We start from the raw sequence: 15,145 nt of genomic DNA, 5'->3' as shown, positions 1-15,145 counted from the left end.
TTGGTCTACCCCAACCCTTCCCATGTCATCCGCTGCCTGAGCGCTGGCGCGAGAACCAACGCCGCAATCACACTACCAGCAAGTAACATCCAGGCGCCGAAGTACGTGAAGAGTTTGAGATCTGGAGCAAGAGGAGGTCCGAAGTCCGCGGCCATGAGGATCACCCCGCCGAGGATGAGTGCAGTTGAGACGATGACCTGAATGAACTGTTCAACCGTGGAGACCAGCAGATTCTTGATCGTCGCAATGTTCAGCCCGCTCGTGCCGACGTCGAGCGTGCCGTCCTGCAGGTGACCGGCGATGCGCGAGATCTGCCCGGGCAGCTCGGCGATCTGGGGCGCGGTCGCTGCCGCGTAGAGCGTCATCTCGTGTCGGTCGACTCCCAGTCCCCCGACCTCACGCAGCAGTGTCTTGCCGTGCTGAGTCACGAGCGCCAGCAGGTTGAGCTCCGGCACGAGGCGAGTGATTGACCCTTCGAGGGTGCTGATGGCACGGAACGCCGTCGCAACTGAAGCCGGCATCGGGAAACCGAAATCGACCACGAAGTCGATGAGCTCACCGAACAACGCAGCTGAGGTCGAGCCAGGGGCGCCATCGCCATACTTGAGCATGATCTGCCCGATTTCACGCTGCAGCTCCCGCAGGTTCACCTCGCTCGGTGTGCCGAGCAGTTCGAGGATGGCCGCGGTCGCGGCCTGCGAGTTTTGCGAGTCGAAGGCCATGAGCAGCAGTGCGATGGCTCGGCGGTCGCGTTTGTCGATGCGGCCGACGGCGCCGAAGTCGACGAGGCCGGCACGGCCGGCGCTTGAGACGACGATGTTTCCGGGGTGGAGGTCGGCGTGGAAGATGCCCTTTCCGAGCACCTGGCGGACGACCATGAGGAAGAGGTCCTGGGCGATCTCTCTGCGCGCGATGTCGGAAAGCTGGTCGACCACCTCGTCGCCGTGGGACAGCGGGACACCTTCGACGAGGTCCATGACGATGACGAACTCGCCGGACAGCTCCTTGTACACGTGCGGAATATGGACGACAGACTCGGTCTTCGTCGTCGACCGGCCGGTCTCGTCGGCGAGACGGAGAGCCTCGATCTGGGCGAGCTCGCCGCGGTAGTCGAGCTCGCCCTGCAAGGAATCGACGAAGCTGCGGGCGAGTTTCGCGATGCCGATCTTCTTCGCCCAGTCGGTGGTGCGATCGAGACGGTCGGCGAGGGTGAGGACGATATCGCAGTCGGCTCGGACCTGTTTGCGGATCTTCGGCCGCTGCACCTTCACCGCGACCACGCGACCTTCCCAGGTCACGGCTCGGTGGACCTGGGCGACGGAGGCACCAGCGAAGGGTCTCTCATCGAACTCGGCAAACACCTCGGCGACGGGACGGCCCCATCTGGCTTCAAGCTGATCTTTCACCTCTGCGAACGGAACGGGCTTGACCCCGGCTTGGAGGGTTGAGAACTCCTCGACGAATTCGTGCGGGATCATGTCTCCGCGGGTGGCGATGAACTGGCCGAGCTTGATGAACGTGACCCCCGAGGCGGCCAGGGCGTCACGGGTAGTGGCGGCGATCTCGCGGAGGGAAACGCGCAGAGTGGGGATTCGCGGTCGAAGGTAGCGGGAGAGGCCGAATTTGATGAGGATCGACTGGATCTGGGCCAGGCGGTTGACGCGGCGGTACCAGGTGGGGATCTTCGGTGCGTTGCGGATCAGTGAGCTCAGGGTGCCCGAGGGCATGATGAGTTCGATCGCCAGCAGGACGAACATCTGGATGACGATGAACCAGGCGAAGAGCAGCAGGAAGACCATGATCGCCGGGAAGCTCATCGACAGGTTTGGGTATTGGTCGGATTCGGAGATGCCGAGCAGCTTGTAGGCCTGGAGGGTGATGGGCCAGATGGAGAGGCCCATGATGAGGGAGACGATGGTGTTGCGGGCGGCTCCGGTGCCGGTGAGCATCATCCGCCGGACGAGGAATCCGACGATGAGCGCGCTGAGGACGCCCAGTCCGATGGTGTAGAGGATCGTCACCCGCTTGTCACCTTTCACTCGTCTGTGGTCCTGCGACCCCGTGGGGCGTGGATTGCCGTGGCCGGCACGCTGTGGTCTGGCGCCGTCACCAGCCTAGTTGATCAGGGAGTGTGTGCGATTGAGAGTTTGCGGTGGATTGGAAGAACCTCTTCTCACCAAGCACTGTAAACGATATCATTGAGTTGATATCAGGAGGAGGCGTCGTGGAACAGATTTTGATTCGCAATCTGCCGGAGGGCACCAAAGCCATACTGCGAAGACGGGCGGCTGCACATCATTCGAGCATCGAGGCAGAAGCCAGGGAAGCCCTTGCGGTCGGCATTGCGGCAGAGGAGCCGACACTCGTTGATCTCATCTCAATGCCTACGGACACGCACTTCGAGTTCGAGCCGAAACGCCTCGGTCTGAAAGCCCGCAGCGCAGAGCTATGAACTTCCTTCTCGATACGAACGTCCTGTCGGCTCTGCGAGTGCGCGGTCGAAATCCGGAGGTCGAATCCTGGTCGAGTTCGGTGCCCGCGCAAGCCCAGTTTGTATCGGCCCTGAGCATTTCCGAGATCGAACGTGGTGTGACGGCGAAAGAACGCACAGATTCGCAGCAAGGCAAGATCTTGCGAATGTGGTTCGAGGAAATGCTCCTCCCCGGATTCGCGGGACGCATTCTCCCTTTCGATCTGCCTGCCGCCCGCGCACTGGGCTCATTCCGCGTACCCGAGCATGCGCCTCTCGATGATGCCCTCATTGCTTCAATCGCAGTTGCGCATCAGATGACTGTCGCAACGCGAAACACCAAACATTTCGAAGCGCTTGCTGGAGTCCGGCTAGTGAATCCGTGGACGGGGCAGTCAAACTGATCAGCTCGGGAGCATCACGATAGGAGGACAATGAGCTTCAGCACAATACTATTAGCCATATTAGGGTCCAGTGCTTTTTCAGTACTCGTGTCAAAAGGGCTCGACTACTTCAAGCCAACCAGACACGAAGAAAAACTCTCCTCTCTTGTCTCCGAATTAGAAGCTCAAATCAAGTTAAGCGAAATGGCCGAGTCTAGCCGTAATGCCAATGGCAACGAAGACTCCGATCTTTCAGAAGTTGTCACGTTACTTAATTTAAGCGCGAGAAACATGCTTAAGCAGAGGCTACCGCGGATACTGCTCCCTTCAGGACTGCTGCCATCTTTCGCGGTCGCCCTCACGGTTCTCGCAGCTACGTTTGCTCTAGTCGCTGGCGCAATTGCGCTCGGCGCGATCTGGAACTGGTCGCAAACGGCAACCACTCTGATCTCTGCCGCCATCCTACTTATCGCGTGCATAGCCACCGTTACGTTTTTGATGCACGCGTCGACGGTACGCGATCAGATTCGCGGGCTAATATACTCGAAACTCAAATACGGTAGCGTAAAAACAGTTAAACACCTAGTCAAGCACGACAAAAATGACAATAAATATGTAATTTTGCCAAGAAGGAAGGATCGATTACTGAGGAACTTTATTGGCGTGGATACTCTGGAGACCACGGCCTGGTACCTAAACGAATAGAGTCACTTTTCAGCGAGGACTCCTCGCACAGTAATCAGCTTCAGCTTGCGAACAGCTTGAGCCTTTCAAACTGTCTGTACGATTCTAATAGCTGGAGTATTGAAAGATTGAACCGCTCGGAATTTGAGCCGAGAGTTCAATAAACTCCAGCCCAACCGAGATTCTCATCGAAATGACAGCAACTAGCGTCCCGGATCACTCCGGCCGGTGCTCGGCCATGACCTTCTCAAACAGCTCGTCGCCGAGCTTGTCGTACGAGGCGTCCTCCGGGTACCACTCGTCGAGTGAGGCGAAGTCACCCTTGTCGTCGTAACCGAGCTCGGACACGGACTTTGCCCATTCGGTTCCAGCGGTGCCCAGCGTCTTCGGCGCGCCGTCAACGCCAGCCTTCTCAGCGGTCTTGTCCGACAGCGTCTTCGCGTACTTCGCCATCTGCTTCTGCACGTCATCGTCAAACGGCTGAACTGAACCGTCGTTGTCCTTCGCCTGCTCGACAGCCTGCGCCTTCGCACCGATAACGACCTCCATCATCGTGGAGAATGTCGTCGACATCGAGTCGAAGATGACCTGCTGGTAGGCCACCGGCAGCTCCGCATACTTCTTGCCCGCCGTGATCGCACCCGCCGAACGGGCAATGCCCGCGTCCGAGGCCACACCGATGTTCGGGGCGACCTCGAAGGTGCCGGCCTCGACGTTCGGTGCCAGCTGACCGAGATCGCAATCAACGGTTCCGCGCTGCAGCGCCTCATAGGTCTCCGGGAATGACAACGACACCGGAGTCGCACCCAGATCGGTCATCTGCTTGCCCGCCGCGGCCGAACCGACACGCACCTGCTTGCCCTTCCAGTCATCGAGCCACGTCATCGGCTTCGAGCACATCGTCGAATACCCACCCGCGGCGAGCATCGGAATGAGCGGGACGAGGTTCTTCTTCTCGAATTCTTCAAGCACTTCGGGCGTCTCCCATGCTGCCTGCACACCGGCCGCGTTCGCCGCCAGATCACTGGCCACCGGCGAGGACGGCAGGGTCGACATGGCCGTGCCGATCGCGTCGAAGGCGGGGTACTCGGCCGGGGTGTACGACGGGAGGGTGAATGCGAGGTCGACTCGTCCATCGGCCAGGGCGTCATCGACGTCGGCGTAGCTGGCGATAGCCTGGCCCCACACGATGTCGACGGTGATCTTGCCATCCGAGCGTTCCTCGATGGCCTTCTTCACGTCGAGTCCGTTCGGCGCGAGGATCGACTTCTCCGACATCGACGACGGCTGGAACTTGATCGTCACCGGGTCAAGGTCGGCCAGAGCCGCATCGATTTCATCCTGGGAAGCCTCATAGGCGAAGCCCTTCCCCGCGGAGTCGCCCGAACCTGATCCCTCACCGCCGACGGATCCTGCGCATCCGGCCAACAGTGCCAGCGATGCGACCGCCGCAATGGCCTTGGCGGGGCGTGCTGCCGTGCGGATGCGCTTCATGGGACTCCTTTGAACGAAGGCTGAGAATTCCCTCCAATCATATGCCTGAATGAGGTCACCCTAACCATGAGTCCGCTCACACCCTGCGGCAGCCACCCGAACGACACAGTGCACGGGTGGGCAGGGCCACCTCGGCGAGGATTATCCGGGCATTCCCCCGCTCGTGCGGCTGATGAGGTCGGGCAGCCATTCGGTCATTCCGGGCACGGCGACCATGAGGATGAGGAAGATGACACCGACGGGCAGGAACCACAGCAGAGAGATGAAGATGTCGCGCAGCGTGACCGTGGCACCGAGGTTGACCTCGGAGTTCTTCGCGATCGAGTGGACGATGTAGGGGATGATGCCGACCGGCGGGGTGACCATGGCGAACTCGCCGAGGAGGACGACGAAGACCCCGAACCACAGCGGGCTCACGCCCATCGTCTCGAGGGTGGGCAGGAGGATCGGGATGGTCAGCAGCATCATCGACAGGGTGTCGAAGAACATGCCCATGACGATGTAGAGGACGATGAGGACGAGCAGGAATCCGATCCGCGAGAGCCCGAGGTCAGTGATGAGGCCGGTGAGGATGGGGGCGAGTCCGGTTATGGCGAGCAGGCTGGTGAGCATGGTCGCGCCGATCATGATGAAGAAGATCGCCGAGGTGGCCGCCACCGTATCCATGGCCGAATCCGCGACCTTCCGCCACGGCCCGTCGTCTCGCTTCTCCCACAGGCACAGCAGGAGTGAGCAGAGTGCGGCGGCGGCTCCGGCCTCGGTGGGGGTGAAGATGCCGGAGAACATGCCGCCGAAGAGAACGACGAGGATGATCGCGAAACCCCACACGCTGGTCAGGGAGGTGAAGCGGTCACGCCAGGTTGTTGTTGGGCGGGTGGTGTCCGTGGTGTTCGTTGGATTCTGGGCGCTTTGACCGCGGCCGACGAGTTTCGGGGCGACGACGCCGAGGGCGAAGATGAAGGCAGCAAAGCAGACGGCGAGCACGATTCCGGGCAGGGCACCGGCCATGAGGGCGGGGCCGACGGGCACAGAGGCGATGCCGGCGTAGACGACCATGAGGATCGAGGGTGGAATGAGGTTGCCGGTCATTCCGGAGACCATGACGGTTCCCACGGCCATGCGGCGGTCGTAGCCGGCTTTGAGCATTTCGGGAATGCCTGCGCGGCCGAGCGCGTAGGTCATGCCGATGGTCGAACCGGTGACTGCCGACAGCCCGGCACCGGCGAAGGTGGTGCCGATGCCGATGCCGCCGGGCAGCCAGCTGAACCAGTGGTCGGCGACCCGGTAGACCTTGCCGGACAGTCCCGATTGGGTGAGCAGCATGCCCATGAAGATGAACATCGGCAGCACGCTCATCGACCAGTCAGAGACGGCACTGAATGGGGCGGTGGAGAGGATGTTCATCGTCGCCGGGATGCCGGACACGGCGTAGACGCCGATGATCGATGGTACGGACAAGGCGATGGCCACCGGGACGGACAGGAAGAGGAGGACGAGCATCATTCCGATGCACCAGGCTCCGCCGATGGCCGCAGATGGGCTGGTGAAGAGGCCTGCGAGGCAGACGGCGACGAGCCCGAACCCGATGGTCAGGGCCAGTGTGCCGGGGCGTTCGCGGCGGGATCCGCGTGGGAAGAGTGCTGTGGTGGGTTTCTGGGTGGTCGTGCCGATGATGTTCGCGCTGTTTGAGTCTTCTGGGGGCAGGGGTGCGCCGGTGAGGTCGGTTTTCGCGTTCACTCCTGCTCGCCTGCTTCGGTGCGGCGGCGGAGGATCGCGAAGGCGTCGAGGATGTAAAGCACAGCGAGGAGCACGAACACGACCGGCACGAGGTAGTACACGGGCCAGGTGATGACGTCGGAGACATCGGCGGTCGATCCGATAGCCGTGTTTTCCAGTGCCTTGCTCAGCCCAAACCAGGCGAAAGCGATCGACACGAGTGTGCCGAGGAGGCACGCGAAGACCGTGAATACCGTAGCGGTGGCGGGTTTTGCCCGCTCGATGGCCATGGTCACGGTGATGTGTTCCTTCTGCAGCTGGGCGGCGGGGATGCCGAGGAGCGCAACGATCGGCAGGTACCAGTATTCGACGATCTCGTTGGTGCCGTAGATCGGGGCGTGGAAGATCGATCGGGCCAGGGCGTGGGAGACGATGTGGAGCATCATCACGATGATTGCCACGGCCGTGGTGACCGTCAGCCACCTATCGAGGACTTTGGTGAACGTGCTCATCAGGAGTCACTGTAACGGTCGGTCGCGGTGCCGGCGGCGGTTGCACCGATAGCGGCTTCTGCTGCATCGGCGCCGGTTGGCGCGCCTGTCCCACCGACGGCGATATCGGCGGCTCGCAGCGCATCGATCAGGTCAAGCACCTCGGAAGCGTCAGCCAAACCGTCGGGGATCAGCGCGGAGACTCGACGGGTGCCGGCTTCTTCCAGGGCGATCGGGTCGATGCCGGGGATCTGGGAGTAGCGGCGGGCGCTGCGAGGCAGCAGCGCGACGCCGAGCCCGTTGGAGACGAGCGATTGGATGGCGGCGGGGTTGTCGGTGATGTGCCGGGTTCGGGGTTCGAAGCCGGCAGTGCGGCAGAGGCGTTCGGCGGTGGATCGGCACCGCACGCATCCCATGATCCACGGCAGTTCGGCAACATCGTTGAGGTGTTGGATCTGCCCGGCACGGTTCCAGCGTTCAGGCACAAGCAGGTCGAGGTGGTCGGCGCCGAGGTCGACGGTCATGTGTCCGGAGAGCTCGGGCGGGGTTTCGTCTTCGTGATGGAAGAGGAAGGCGATGTCGATGTCGCCATCGTCGAGCATCCGCAGTGCTTCGGGCGGTTCGGCCTCGGAGACTTCGTACGAATGGTGAAGCGGCGAGTCAGCCTGTGTGCCCGCGTTTGCTTCCAGCCTGCCGAGTGCTGCGGCCAATGGGCCGATGACGAAGCTGGGGAATCCGGCGAGCCGGACATTGCGTCCGCCGAGGCCGAAGGCTTTCGCAAGGTCACTGCGCAATCCCGTCACCGAGGCGGCCACCTCGTTGGCGCGAATGCGAGCGAGTTGGCCGGCAGTGGTAAGCCGAATGCCGCGTGGGGTGCGATCGAAGAGGGTGACGTTGAGGTCTTTCTCGAGCGCATTCATGTGTTGGGACAGTGCTGGTTGGGACCAGCCGAGTTCGCGGGCTGCGGCACCGATGCTGCCGGATTCGGCGATGGCGCCGAAGATCAGGAGGCGTTTGGGCTCGCCGAGGTCGAGAGCCTGTTCGAAGACAGTAGACATAAGTCCAGCTTATGTCAGAGCAGAGGGAACTGGGTCTACCGGAGGTGGATGATGCGCACCACACTGGAAGTAATCGTCGTGACTTAAGTGCTGATTTGAGGAGTGGGAGTATGCGCAGGATCGGTCTGCTGGGTGGAATGAGCTGGCATTCGAGCATCGAGTACTACACGAAGATCAACGATGCCGTGGCCAAAAAGCTCGGCGGTCATCATTCCGCGCAGATCCTCCTCGACTCGTGCGACTTCGCGGACATCCGGGAGCTGCAGGAGGCCAACGATTGGGCAGGTAATGATGCATCCCTGACGGCGACGGCGCAGCGTTTAGTCGATGGCGGCGCCGAAGCTGTCGCGATTGCCACCAATCTCATGCATAAGTGCGCCCCGGCGATCGAAGCCTCAGTCGATGCGCCTCTCATTCACATGGTCGATTCGATCGCGACAGTGGCGAAGCGTCAGGACTATTCGACGCTGGCGGTTCTGGGCACGAAGTGGACGATGCTCGATGACTTCTACACGGGACGACTCGAGGAGCAGGGAATCCGGACGCTCGTTCCCGATGAGGAGACGTGCCTCGAGGTCGATCAGATCATTTTCGACGAACTCACGCAGGGAGTCTTCACGGATGCTTCGCGGGCACGCTACGTCGAGATCATGAACGACTTCAAGGCCCGCGGCGCTGACGCGGTGGCGCTGTCATGCACGGAGATCGGCCTGTTGGTCCCACCGGAGACCGCTCCCCTGCCAGCCATCGACTCAGTCGATGCGCATGTGGCGGCGATTGTTGAGTGGATGATGGCGGACGAGCCTGTAACCATTCGGCATTGAACATCGGAGACTGCGACGATCGGAACGGTGATCGCCACGAGCCAAAACGCATCCGGTCAAGAACCGTGCGCCTTCAAATGGAGAGTCCGACGCTACCCCGCCGGCCTGCTTCGGCCGCCCTGACCTGACCGCCTTCGCGTCTTATCCCAATCGACTCTGATCGAGTCTGCTGATCCTCTCGACGAGAACGCAGCAACACCACAGCCACCCAACCCCGACCGTTCGGGAAGCCGGGACACGTCACATGGCCTGTGCTGCGGGCGTGTCGAGTTGGTCGTCCAGGGGCGACGCAGGAGCGTCGACGCGACGTGCTGAGAGGTGGTTCCAGTCGAGCACTAGCACACCGGCTACAGGCATGGCGATAGGTCAAGAACGGCGTCGCTCCCTACGCAGGAGGGAGCGCAGAGTCTCGGCGTTCGCGTAGCCGACCCGTAGCGCGATCTCGGCGGAGGTGAGGTCCGTGGTTGCTGAGAGGTGCCGAGCTCGTTCGATGCGAAGCCGTTGGACGAAGCCGAGCGGAGTGAGGTTGAGCGCCGCACGGACTCGTCGTTCGAGTGTGCGCCGGCTGGTGCCGAGCGACTGCGCGACGAAGGCGACGTTGAACGGTTCGTCCAGGCGAGCGCGCACGAAGCGTTCGAACTCGACGACGATCGGGTCCTCGTGCCGGAGATGTTCGTAGGCGACGAAGGCCGCCTGCGACGGGCGCTCGTCGATGATGAGGAGCTTGGCGACGTGTTGGGCCAGGTCGGGGCTGATCGATCGCACGAGTGAGAGCGCGAGGTCGATGTGGGCGAACGCTGCGCCGGCGGTGACGAGGTTCCCGTCGACCACGACCATGGTGTCGAGATCGAGGGCGACGGTCGGATAGCGCTTCAGGAACTCCGGCCCCAGGAACCAGCTGGTCGTCGCCCGCCGATGATGCATCCGTCCGGTCTCGGCGACAGCGAACACGCCGGTGCACGCCGCGGCGATCCGGGTGGTCGCCTCGTCGAGGCGCCCGAGCGAGGCGATGACCGAACGAGCATCTCGGCTCTGGAGGGCGTCATTGGTAGCGGCGGCCGTAAGGGTTCCAAGCGCAGGGACGACGACCACGTCGAACTCTGCGGACTCCGACAGCGGGTGGTCCACCGACAGGGTCATCGATGCCGTCGTGGCCACTCGCCGTTTCGGTCCGAGGATGGCGAGTTCGATCGGGTCGATCCGCGGGTCGACATCGCCGCGGGCTCCGTCGGCCACCCGCACGATGTCGATGATCGACGCGATAGCCGAACCGAAGCAGCCGTCAATCGCGATCAGTCCAATACGCATGACGTAAACAATAGCAATACTGCCGTATACGCCACTACCCACCGGCCCTCGCTCGTCATAAGCTGAACTCGTCACACGAAGAACCACGACTTCAAGGAGAGTCCCTCATGTCAACACCCGCATCACTTCCGTATGCCTTCGTCGCCAAGATCGTCGCGGCCGATGGACAGCACGACGCGGTCGCCGATCTGCTCGCCGGCGCTGTCGCACTCGCCAACGAAGAAGTAGGAACGATTGTCTGGTTCGCGGTCAGGACCGACGCCGACACCTTCTGGATCTTCGATGCATTCCCCGACGAGGCCGCTCGCGACGCCCACGCCAACGGCGCCATCGTCGCAGCCCTGATGGCCAACCAGCACCTCCTCAGCGCAGCACCCGAGATCCTGGCTGCCGACGTCCTCGCCTCCAAGCTCCCGTAGTCCGCCAACGCACGAGACGATCGCGCCCCGCCGAGCCCGTCGCCAGGTCGCGACGCAACGCCATGCTGCGTTGCCGAGCGGTGTGAGGCCTATCGGCACAGGGACAGGATGGCGGCCGCGAGCGCTCAGCCGGCGAGGGGTCCGTCGCAGAGGAGAGCGACGTCGGTGTCGGGCAGAGCCGTGAGGCCAGCGCATCGCTCGACCACCAGAACAGAAAAGCCCCTGCCCTGCGTTTCCGCAGGTCAGGGGCTTTTCGCCGGAGCCGCCTGTCGGAATCGAACCGACGACCTAATCACGTCGGCTTTGCGTCTATCGCTTGATGCGTCCGCTGGGCGAACGAGCCGCTGACCTGCGCAAACGCCGAGAATGGGGGACGCTGCCAACCGGTGGTGACCGACGAGGACCGACCAGTACCGATCGTTTCACCGGAGCTTGCGGCGGCGTCCAAGCCGAGCAAGCTCCATTCCTTTAGCTCACCGCGCCCTCCTCCTCGCCGGTCCCGTCGTCGAAGACGTTTCAGGGGTCTTCTCAGATGACGGTGTAGGTCGGCCGGGCACGTCGGTCCGCAGATAGACGTCGAGGTCTCCCGACAACGGATGTTCCTACTCATGGAGAAGCTGATCACCGACCTCAGCACCGGCGTCCCCAAGGTGCTCACCGACATCAACACCCTGGACCGGACCCTGAAGAAGCGAGCCGCTGACGTGCTCGCCTACTTCGAACGACCCGGCACCAGCGACGGGCCGACCGAGGCGCTCAACGGACGGCTCGAACACCTGCGCGGCTCCGCACTCGGGTTCCGCAACCTGACCAACTACATCGCCCGGAGCCTTCACATGCCCGGAGCGACCCTAATCGTTTCCAACCATTCACGCCAACGGCCGAGCCGGACCGCATCCGCATGGGGTCCGCCTCTATGCCCAGCCCAAATCTGATTCGGCTCATCGCCGCGCTGCACGCTGTCGTGAAGGTCACTCCCGTCAACGAGTTCACTCACTCGCCGAATCCCGTGGAGCGCGTTGACGAGCCATGCTTCGTGGTCGATAAGCTCCTCGGGCCGCACTCGCCGCAACTCGATCGGAACCGACCGAGCGCGAGCTTCCTCAAGGATCACCGCCGAGGTGACTCCCGGCAGCGCTCCCAACTCCGGATCCGGTGCGCAGAGGGTCTCTTCGTCCCACCACAGCAGGCTCGTCGTTGCTCCCTCGATGACGTACCCGTCCCCATCGATGAGCAATACCTCGTCACAGCCATACTGCTCACGTGCTTCCGTCCGCACACGCTCAAGCAATGCGATGTCCGGGCCTTTCCGATTCGGAGTGATTCGCGGGTCGGAATATGGCGGGATGAGAACCTTCAACTCCTGCGTCCGAGTCGGTGCTGGTCGCAACCGGAATGCCAACTCACGTTCGGCGTCAGGAGAAACATCGAGGACATCTACGCGCGGGAACCACTCCCCCTTCGCCGGGATCTTCTCGACCACTGCCGCCCAAAAATCGTCGGTGATCGCATCACCCATCCCCACCTGCGCAGCAGCATCACCGAACCGTGTCCGATGGAGGTCGAACGCTCGTACCCGCCCGTCTTCAACAAGCCACGAATCGGCGGCCATCAGCTTCGATGAGCTGAAGTCCGTCGTAGGCTCCTCGAAACGGTGATCCTGTTGATTCCACAGCCACACGTTCATCGCTCAACTCCACCCGAGTATTCAGCCACAGCGGTATCGGTCGGTCCGGCCTCCTCGGCGGGGATCATGGTGTGGGCGTCAACATCGCCTATCTGCTCAGTCGAATGGATATGTGTCCTCAGTTCGGACGGGTCGTTCGCATGAACGACAACCTCGCCGGGGAGCTCCACTCCACCGAGCAGCCTCAGCACCGGAGCCGCCTTCACCACTGTCTCCTCGTACTCCTCCTCGGAATCCGAGAGCGCAACGATCGCTCCGCCGACCCCGTAACTCAGAGTCTCACCCTGAACGACGAGCGTGCGGATGACGACGCTGAGATCGACGGCACCGCCGAGCGAGAAATACCCGACTGCTCCGCTGTACACCCCGCGCGGGCCGGCCTCGAGCTCTTCGATGGTCGTCATCGTCCGCAGCTTCGGCGCCCCAGTCATCGACCCTGGTGGGAACGCCGCCCGCACACACGCCACCGGGCTAGCATCCTCGGCCAAGCGTGCACTCACCGTCGAGACCAACTGATGCACCGTCGCATACGACTCGATCCCGAACAGCGTGTCCACCTGCACCGACCCCAAACTGGCCGTACGCCCGAGATCGTGCCGAACGAGATCGACAATCATGAGATTCTCCGACCGGTCCTTCATCGAGGCGGCCAGCTCAGCCTTGATTGCCTCGTCCTCGGACCAGTTCGCGCCCCTGGGGCGAGTGCCCTTGATCGGCCTCGACTCGACCCGACCATCGGCGCCGATACGCAGAAACCGTTCCGGCGACGTGCTGAGAATCGCCGCCTCGCGCGTGCGGATGAACGCCCCGAACGGCGTCGGGTTGTCCTCGCGCAGCCGCAGATACATATCCAGCGGTGTCTCGTGCGGGTCGGCGGCACCCTCGAGCATGTTCGTCAGGCAGACTTCGTAGGTCTCGCCATCGGTGATCTTCTTTTGCACTTGGTCGATGAGGTCGAGGTATTCGCGCCGACTGTGCCGTGCCACGAGGATTGGATTGCGACGTTCCGCTGGGGTTGAGGTGTCTGCCTTCGACGAGGTGGCCCGCCGTTGGTCAGTACCACTGATTTCCTCGGCGGGGACCGATGCGATCCGTGCGCGTGTGTGGTCAAACCAGTCCTGGTTTGCTATGTGGCCAGTTGGGTCGTCGTCATGACGCAGTGCCAGAAGGTGAATGCTCTTGGTGACGTGGTCGATGACCAATGCGCGATCAAGGAACATCATGACGGCGTCAGGCAGGTCGGATTCGTGCTGGTTCGGCGAGCCGACCTCGGCCTTGAGCTCGTAGCCGAGATAACCGACCCACCCAAGGCGGAAATCGAATGGCAGATCGTGGCTTAAGGCGCTCAAGCCGGGAAAAGTGGATTTGATGCCTTGCGCTTCTGTTCTTTCGCCGGTCACCGCAACGGTCGCGCTTGCGAGTTCGGCTTCGAGCCAGTCAAAGAATCCGGACGACTCAGTCACATTCTCTGACTCGTCACCGGCCGAACGCACTTCGACTACCCCTTCCGGCACAGAGCCAGTCGCTACTCTGCTCAGCGGACCGGACGGCGCACCCATGATCGAGAACCGGGACGAGTCATTGCCAGGTAAATTTCCGTCGAGCCAAACGGCCTCAGGTTCGTCACCGAAGAGCTCGGCGAAGAGACGTTCGTCGGTGAAAGTCTGAGGGAGAACATCGGTGTCGAGAATGTAGTGGTGCCCAGCATCAGGACCGACGGTCGTGTGCGACCGAACCAGCGCCGCAAACGTCCCCGCGGGGACGTCGCGATCGCAGTCGACATCCGTCCCTGCCCGATCCTCGCCAGCCGGCAGGCCATTTTTCCTCCGGTCCCGCCTGTTCCACGCCACAGTCAGCTCGGCGAAGTTCCGCAGCAGAGTCCGTGCCTCCTCGGAGGCGATCGATTCCGGGTGGAACTGGACTCCCCATTGCGGTCGGGACCGATGCCTCAGCGCCTGGATGACTCCGTCTTCGGACCACGCGGTCGCCTCCACACACGCAGGGAGGTCGGTCACTGCGAGCGAGTGATACCGCACCGCTGAGAACTGCGAGGGGATCCCGGCGAACAGTTCGGTCTCGGTATGCCGGATCGCTGAGACTCGACCGTGTCGAGGCTCCGGCGCGTGGGCAACGCCTCCCCCGTGCACGTGAGCAATCCCCTGATGTCCGAGGCACACGCCGAGTACCGGAATCGGGGAATGTTCGATCACTTCGGCGCAGATACCGAAGTCGGCTGGCCTCTCCGGGGTTCCCGGCCCCGGGGAGATGACGACATTGTCGAAATCGTCGAGCACGCTCAGCTCGAACTCGGTCCAATCATTGGGCACAAGCGTCGGCGCACATCCGTTCACCTCGGCGAGGAGGTGGAAAAGGTTGAGCGTGAACGAATCGTCATTGTCGATGAGCAACGTACGAACCACGGTCTTCCCCTCCCACAAATCAATCAAAGACTTGGATGGAAGCCGGTACTCTCCCGCCAGTACGCCAAACAACCGGGAAACTCCAATAAAATTCGGCATACAATCCCAGGCCCTTTCACCTCACCGCCACTCTGACCAAATCTCACACAATCTCAGCCTGCGAAAAGGCAGAGCCAAAATACTCAAACTAA

At 62.2% G+C, this 15,145-nt stretch carries 13 protein-coding genes and 1 pseudogene; 6 read left to right on the top strand and 8 right to left on the bottom strand.

Annotation, left to right across the window (positions count from 1 at the left end):
- Positions 1-5: 5 nt before the first annotated feature.
- Complete coding sequence (locus BLIN9172_RS02950) at positions 6-2,039, bottom strand: ABC1 kinase family protein (RefSeq protein ID WP_240811930.1); 2,034 nt, start codon at positions 2,037-2,039, stop codon at positions 6-8.
- A 113-nt stretch (positions 2,040-2,152) separates the two neighbouring features.
- On the opposite strand from BLIN9172_RS02950, the gene BLIN9172_RS02945 reads away from it, so the two are divergent.
- The 3 genes from BLIN9172_RS02945 to BLIN9172_RS02935 are packed head-to-tail and all read left to right on the top strand — an operon-like array spanning position 2,153 to position 3,558.
- On the top strand, positions 2,153-2,452 hold the full coding sequence (locus BLIN9172_RS02945; RefSeq protein ID WP_205683410.1) for a FitA-like ribbon-helix-helix domain-containing protein: 300 nt from the start codon (positions 2,153-2,155) through the stop codon (positions 2,450-2,452).
- Positions 2,449-2,874, top strand: a complete 426-nt coding sequence (locus BLIN9172_RS02940; protein ID WP_069600377.1) for a type II toxin-antitoxin system VapC family toxin — start codon at positions 2,449-2,451, stop codon at positions 2,872-2,874. Before BLIN9172_RS02945 ends, BLIN9172_RS02940 begins: the two co-directional genes overlap by 4 nt.
- A 30-nt stretch (positions 2,875-2,904) precedes the next feature.
- Positions 2,905-3,558, top strand: a complete 654-nt coding sequence (locus BLIN9172_RS02935; protein WP_101553755.1) for a hypothetical protein — start codon at positions 2,905-2,907, stop codon at positions 3,556-3,558.
- 195 nt (positions 3,559-3,753) lie between these two features.
- Here BLIN9172_RS02935 and dctP read toward each other — a convergent pair whose 3' ends face one another.
- The 4 genes from dctP to BLIN9172_RS02915 all read right to left on the bottom strand — a co-directional run bounded on the left by dctP (position 3,754) and on the right by BLIN9172_RS02915 (position 8,296).
- Complete coding sequence (dctP, locus tag BLIN9172_RS02930) at positions 3,754-5,031, bottom strand: TRAP transporter substrate-binding protein DctP (RefSeq protein WP_101553754.1); 1,278 nt, start codon at positions 5,029-5,031, stop codon at positions 3,754-3,756.
- A gap of 141 nt (positions 5,032-5,172) precedes the next feature.
- A complete protein-coding gene (locus BLIN9172_RS02925; protein WP_101553753.1) occupies positions 5,173-6,768 on the bottom strand; it encodes a TRAP transporter large permease in 1,596 nt (531 codons plus the stop codon).
- Positions 6,765-7,259: a TRAP transporter small permease gene (locus BLIN9172_RS02920; protein WP_101553752.1), complete on the bottom strand. Its 495-nt coding sequence runs from the start codon at positions 7,257-7,259 to the stop codon at positions 6,765-6,767. Before BLIN9172_RS02920 ends, BLIN9172_RS02925 begins: the two co-directional genes overlap by 4 nt.
- Positions 7,259-8,296 (bottom strand): LysR family transcriptional regulator, encoded by a 1,038-nt coding sequence (locus tag BLIN9172_RS02915; RefSeq protein ID WP_101553751.1) that lies wholly within the window; start codon positions 8,294-8,296, stop codon positions 7,259-7,261. Before BLIN9172_RS02915 ends, BLIN9172_RS02920 begins: the two co-directional genes overlap by 1 nt.
- Before the next feature lie 110 nt (positions 8,297-8,406).
- Here BLIN9172_RS02915 and BLIN9172_RS02910 point away from each other — a divergent pair, with 110 nt between their 5' ends.
- Positions 8,407-9,120, top strand: a complete 714-nt coding sequence (locus BLIN9172_RS02910) for an aspartate/glutamate racemase family protein (protein ID WP_101553750.1) — start codon at positions 8,407-8,409, stop codon at positions 9,118-9,120.
- Positions 9,121-9,486: 366 nt separating this feature from the next.
- Here BLIN9172_RS02910 and BLIN9172_RS02905 read toward each other — a convergent pair whose 3' ends face one another.
- Positions 9,487-10,428, bottom strand: a complete 942-nt coding sequence (locus tag BLIN9172_RS02905; RefSeq protein WP_096145798.1) for a GlxA family transcriptional regulator — start codon at positions 10,426-10,428, stop codon at positions 9,487-9,489.
- A gap of 107 nt (positions 10,429-10,535) precedes the next feature.
- Here BLIN9172_RS02905 and BLIN9172_RS02900 point away from each other — a divergent pair, with 107 nt between their 5' ends.
- Together BLIN9172_RS02900 and BLIN9172_RS02895 are read left to right on the top strand one after the other, a co-directional pair.
- Entirely contained in the window at positions 10,536-10,847 is a 312-nt protein-coding gene (locus tag BLIN9172_RS02900; protein WP_062861908.1) for a putative quinol monooxygenase, read from the top strand.
- A gap of 605 nt (positions 10,848-11,452) precedes the next feature.
- Positions 11,453-11,782: pseudogene (locus BLIN9172_RS02895) on the top strand (transposase); the annotation flags it as partial.
- Here the strand turns inward: BLIN9172_RS02895 and BLIN9172_RS02890 are convergent.
- Both BLIN9172_RS02890 and pabB read right to left on the bottom strand, forming a co-directional pair.
- Positions 11,680-12,534: an aminotransferase class IV gene (locus BLIN9172_RS02890; protein ID WP_101553749.1), complete on the bottom strand. Its 855-nt coding sequence runs from the start codon at positions 12,532-12,534 to the stop codon at positions 11,680-11,682. The pseudogene BLIN9172_RS02895 and the gene BLIN9172_RS02890 sit on opposite strands and share 103 nt — an antisense overlap.
- Entirely contained in the window at positions 12,531-14,954 is a 2,424-nt protein-coding gene (gene pabB, locus BLIN9172_RS02885) for an aminodeoxychorismate synthase component I (protein ID WP_240811929.1), read from the bottom strand. Before pabB ends, BLIN9172_RS02890 begins: the two co-directional genes overlap by 4 nt.
- Positions 14,955-15,145 lie beyond the last annotated feature (191 nt).

Source organism: Brevibacterium linens ATCC 9172, from assembly GCF_900169165.1.
Taxonomy (GTDB): Bacteria; Actinomycetota; Actinomycetes; order Actinomycetales; family Brevibacteriaceae; genus Brevibacterium; species Brevibacterium linens.
The sequence above is the reverse complement of the archived record's forward strand: the minus strand, read 5'-3'. Positions and strand labels throughout refer to the sequence as shown.

Excerpts from the sequence above, each read along its gene's own strand:
- BLIN9172_RS02940 (WP_069600377.1), top strand. The coding sequence starts at position 2,449 with ATGAACTTCCTTCTCGATACGAACGTCCTGTCGGCTCTGCGAGTGCGC.
- BLIN9172_RS02935 (WP_101553755.1), top strand. The coding sequence starts at position 2,905 with ATGAGCTTCAGCACAATACTATTAGCCATATTAGGGTCCAGTGCTTTT.
- dctP (WP_101553754.1), bottom strand. The coding sequence starts at position 5,031 with ATGAAGCGCATCCGCACGGCAGCACGCCCCGCCAAGGCCATTGCGGCG.
- BLIN9172_RS02920 (WP_101553752.1), bottom strand. The coding sequence starts at position 7,259 with ATGAGCACGTTCACCAAAGTCCTCGATAGGTGGCTGACGGTCACCACG.
- BLIN9172_RS02915 (WP_101553751.1), bottom strand. The coding sequence starts at position 8,296 with ATGTCTACTGTCTTCGAACAGGCTCTCGACCTCGGCGAGCCCAAACGC.
- BLIN9172_RS02910 (WP_101553750.1), top strand. The coding sequence starts at position 8,407 with ATGCGCAGGATCGGTCTGCTGGGTGGAATGAGCTGGCATTCGAGCATC.
- BLIN9172_RS02905 (WP_096145798.1), bottom strand. The coding sequence starts at position 10,428 with ATGCGTATTGGACTGATCGCGATTGACGGCTGCTTCGGTTCGGCTATC.
- BLIN9172_RS02900 (WP_062861908.1), top strand. The coding sequence starts at position 10,536 with ATGTCAACACCCGCATCACTTCCGTATGCCTTCGTCGCCAAGATCGTC.
- BLIN9172_RS02890 (WP_101553749.1), bottom strand. The coding sequence starts at position 12,534 with ATGAACGTGTGGCTGTGGAATCAACAGGATCACCGTTTCGAGGAGCCT.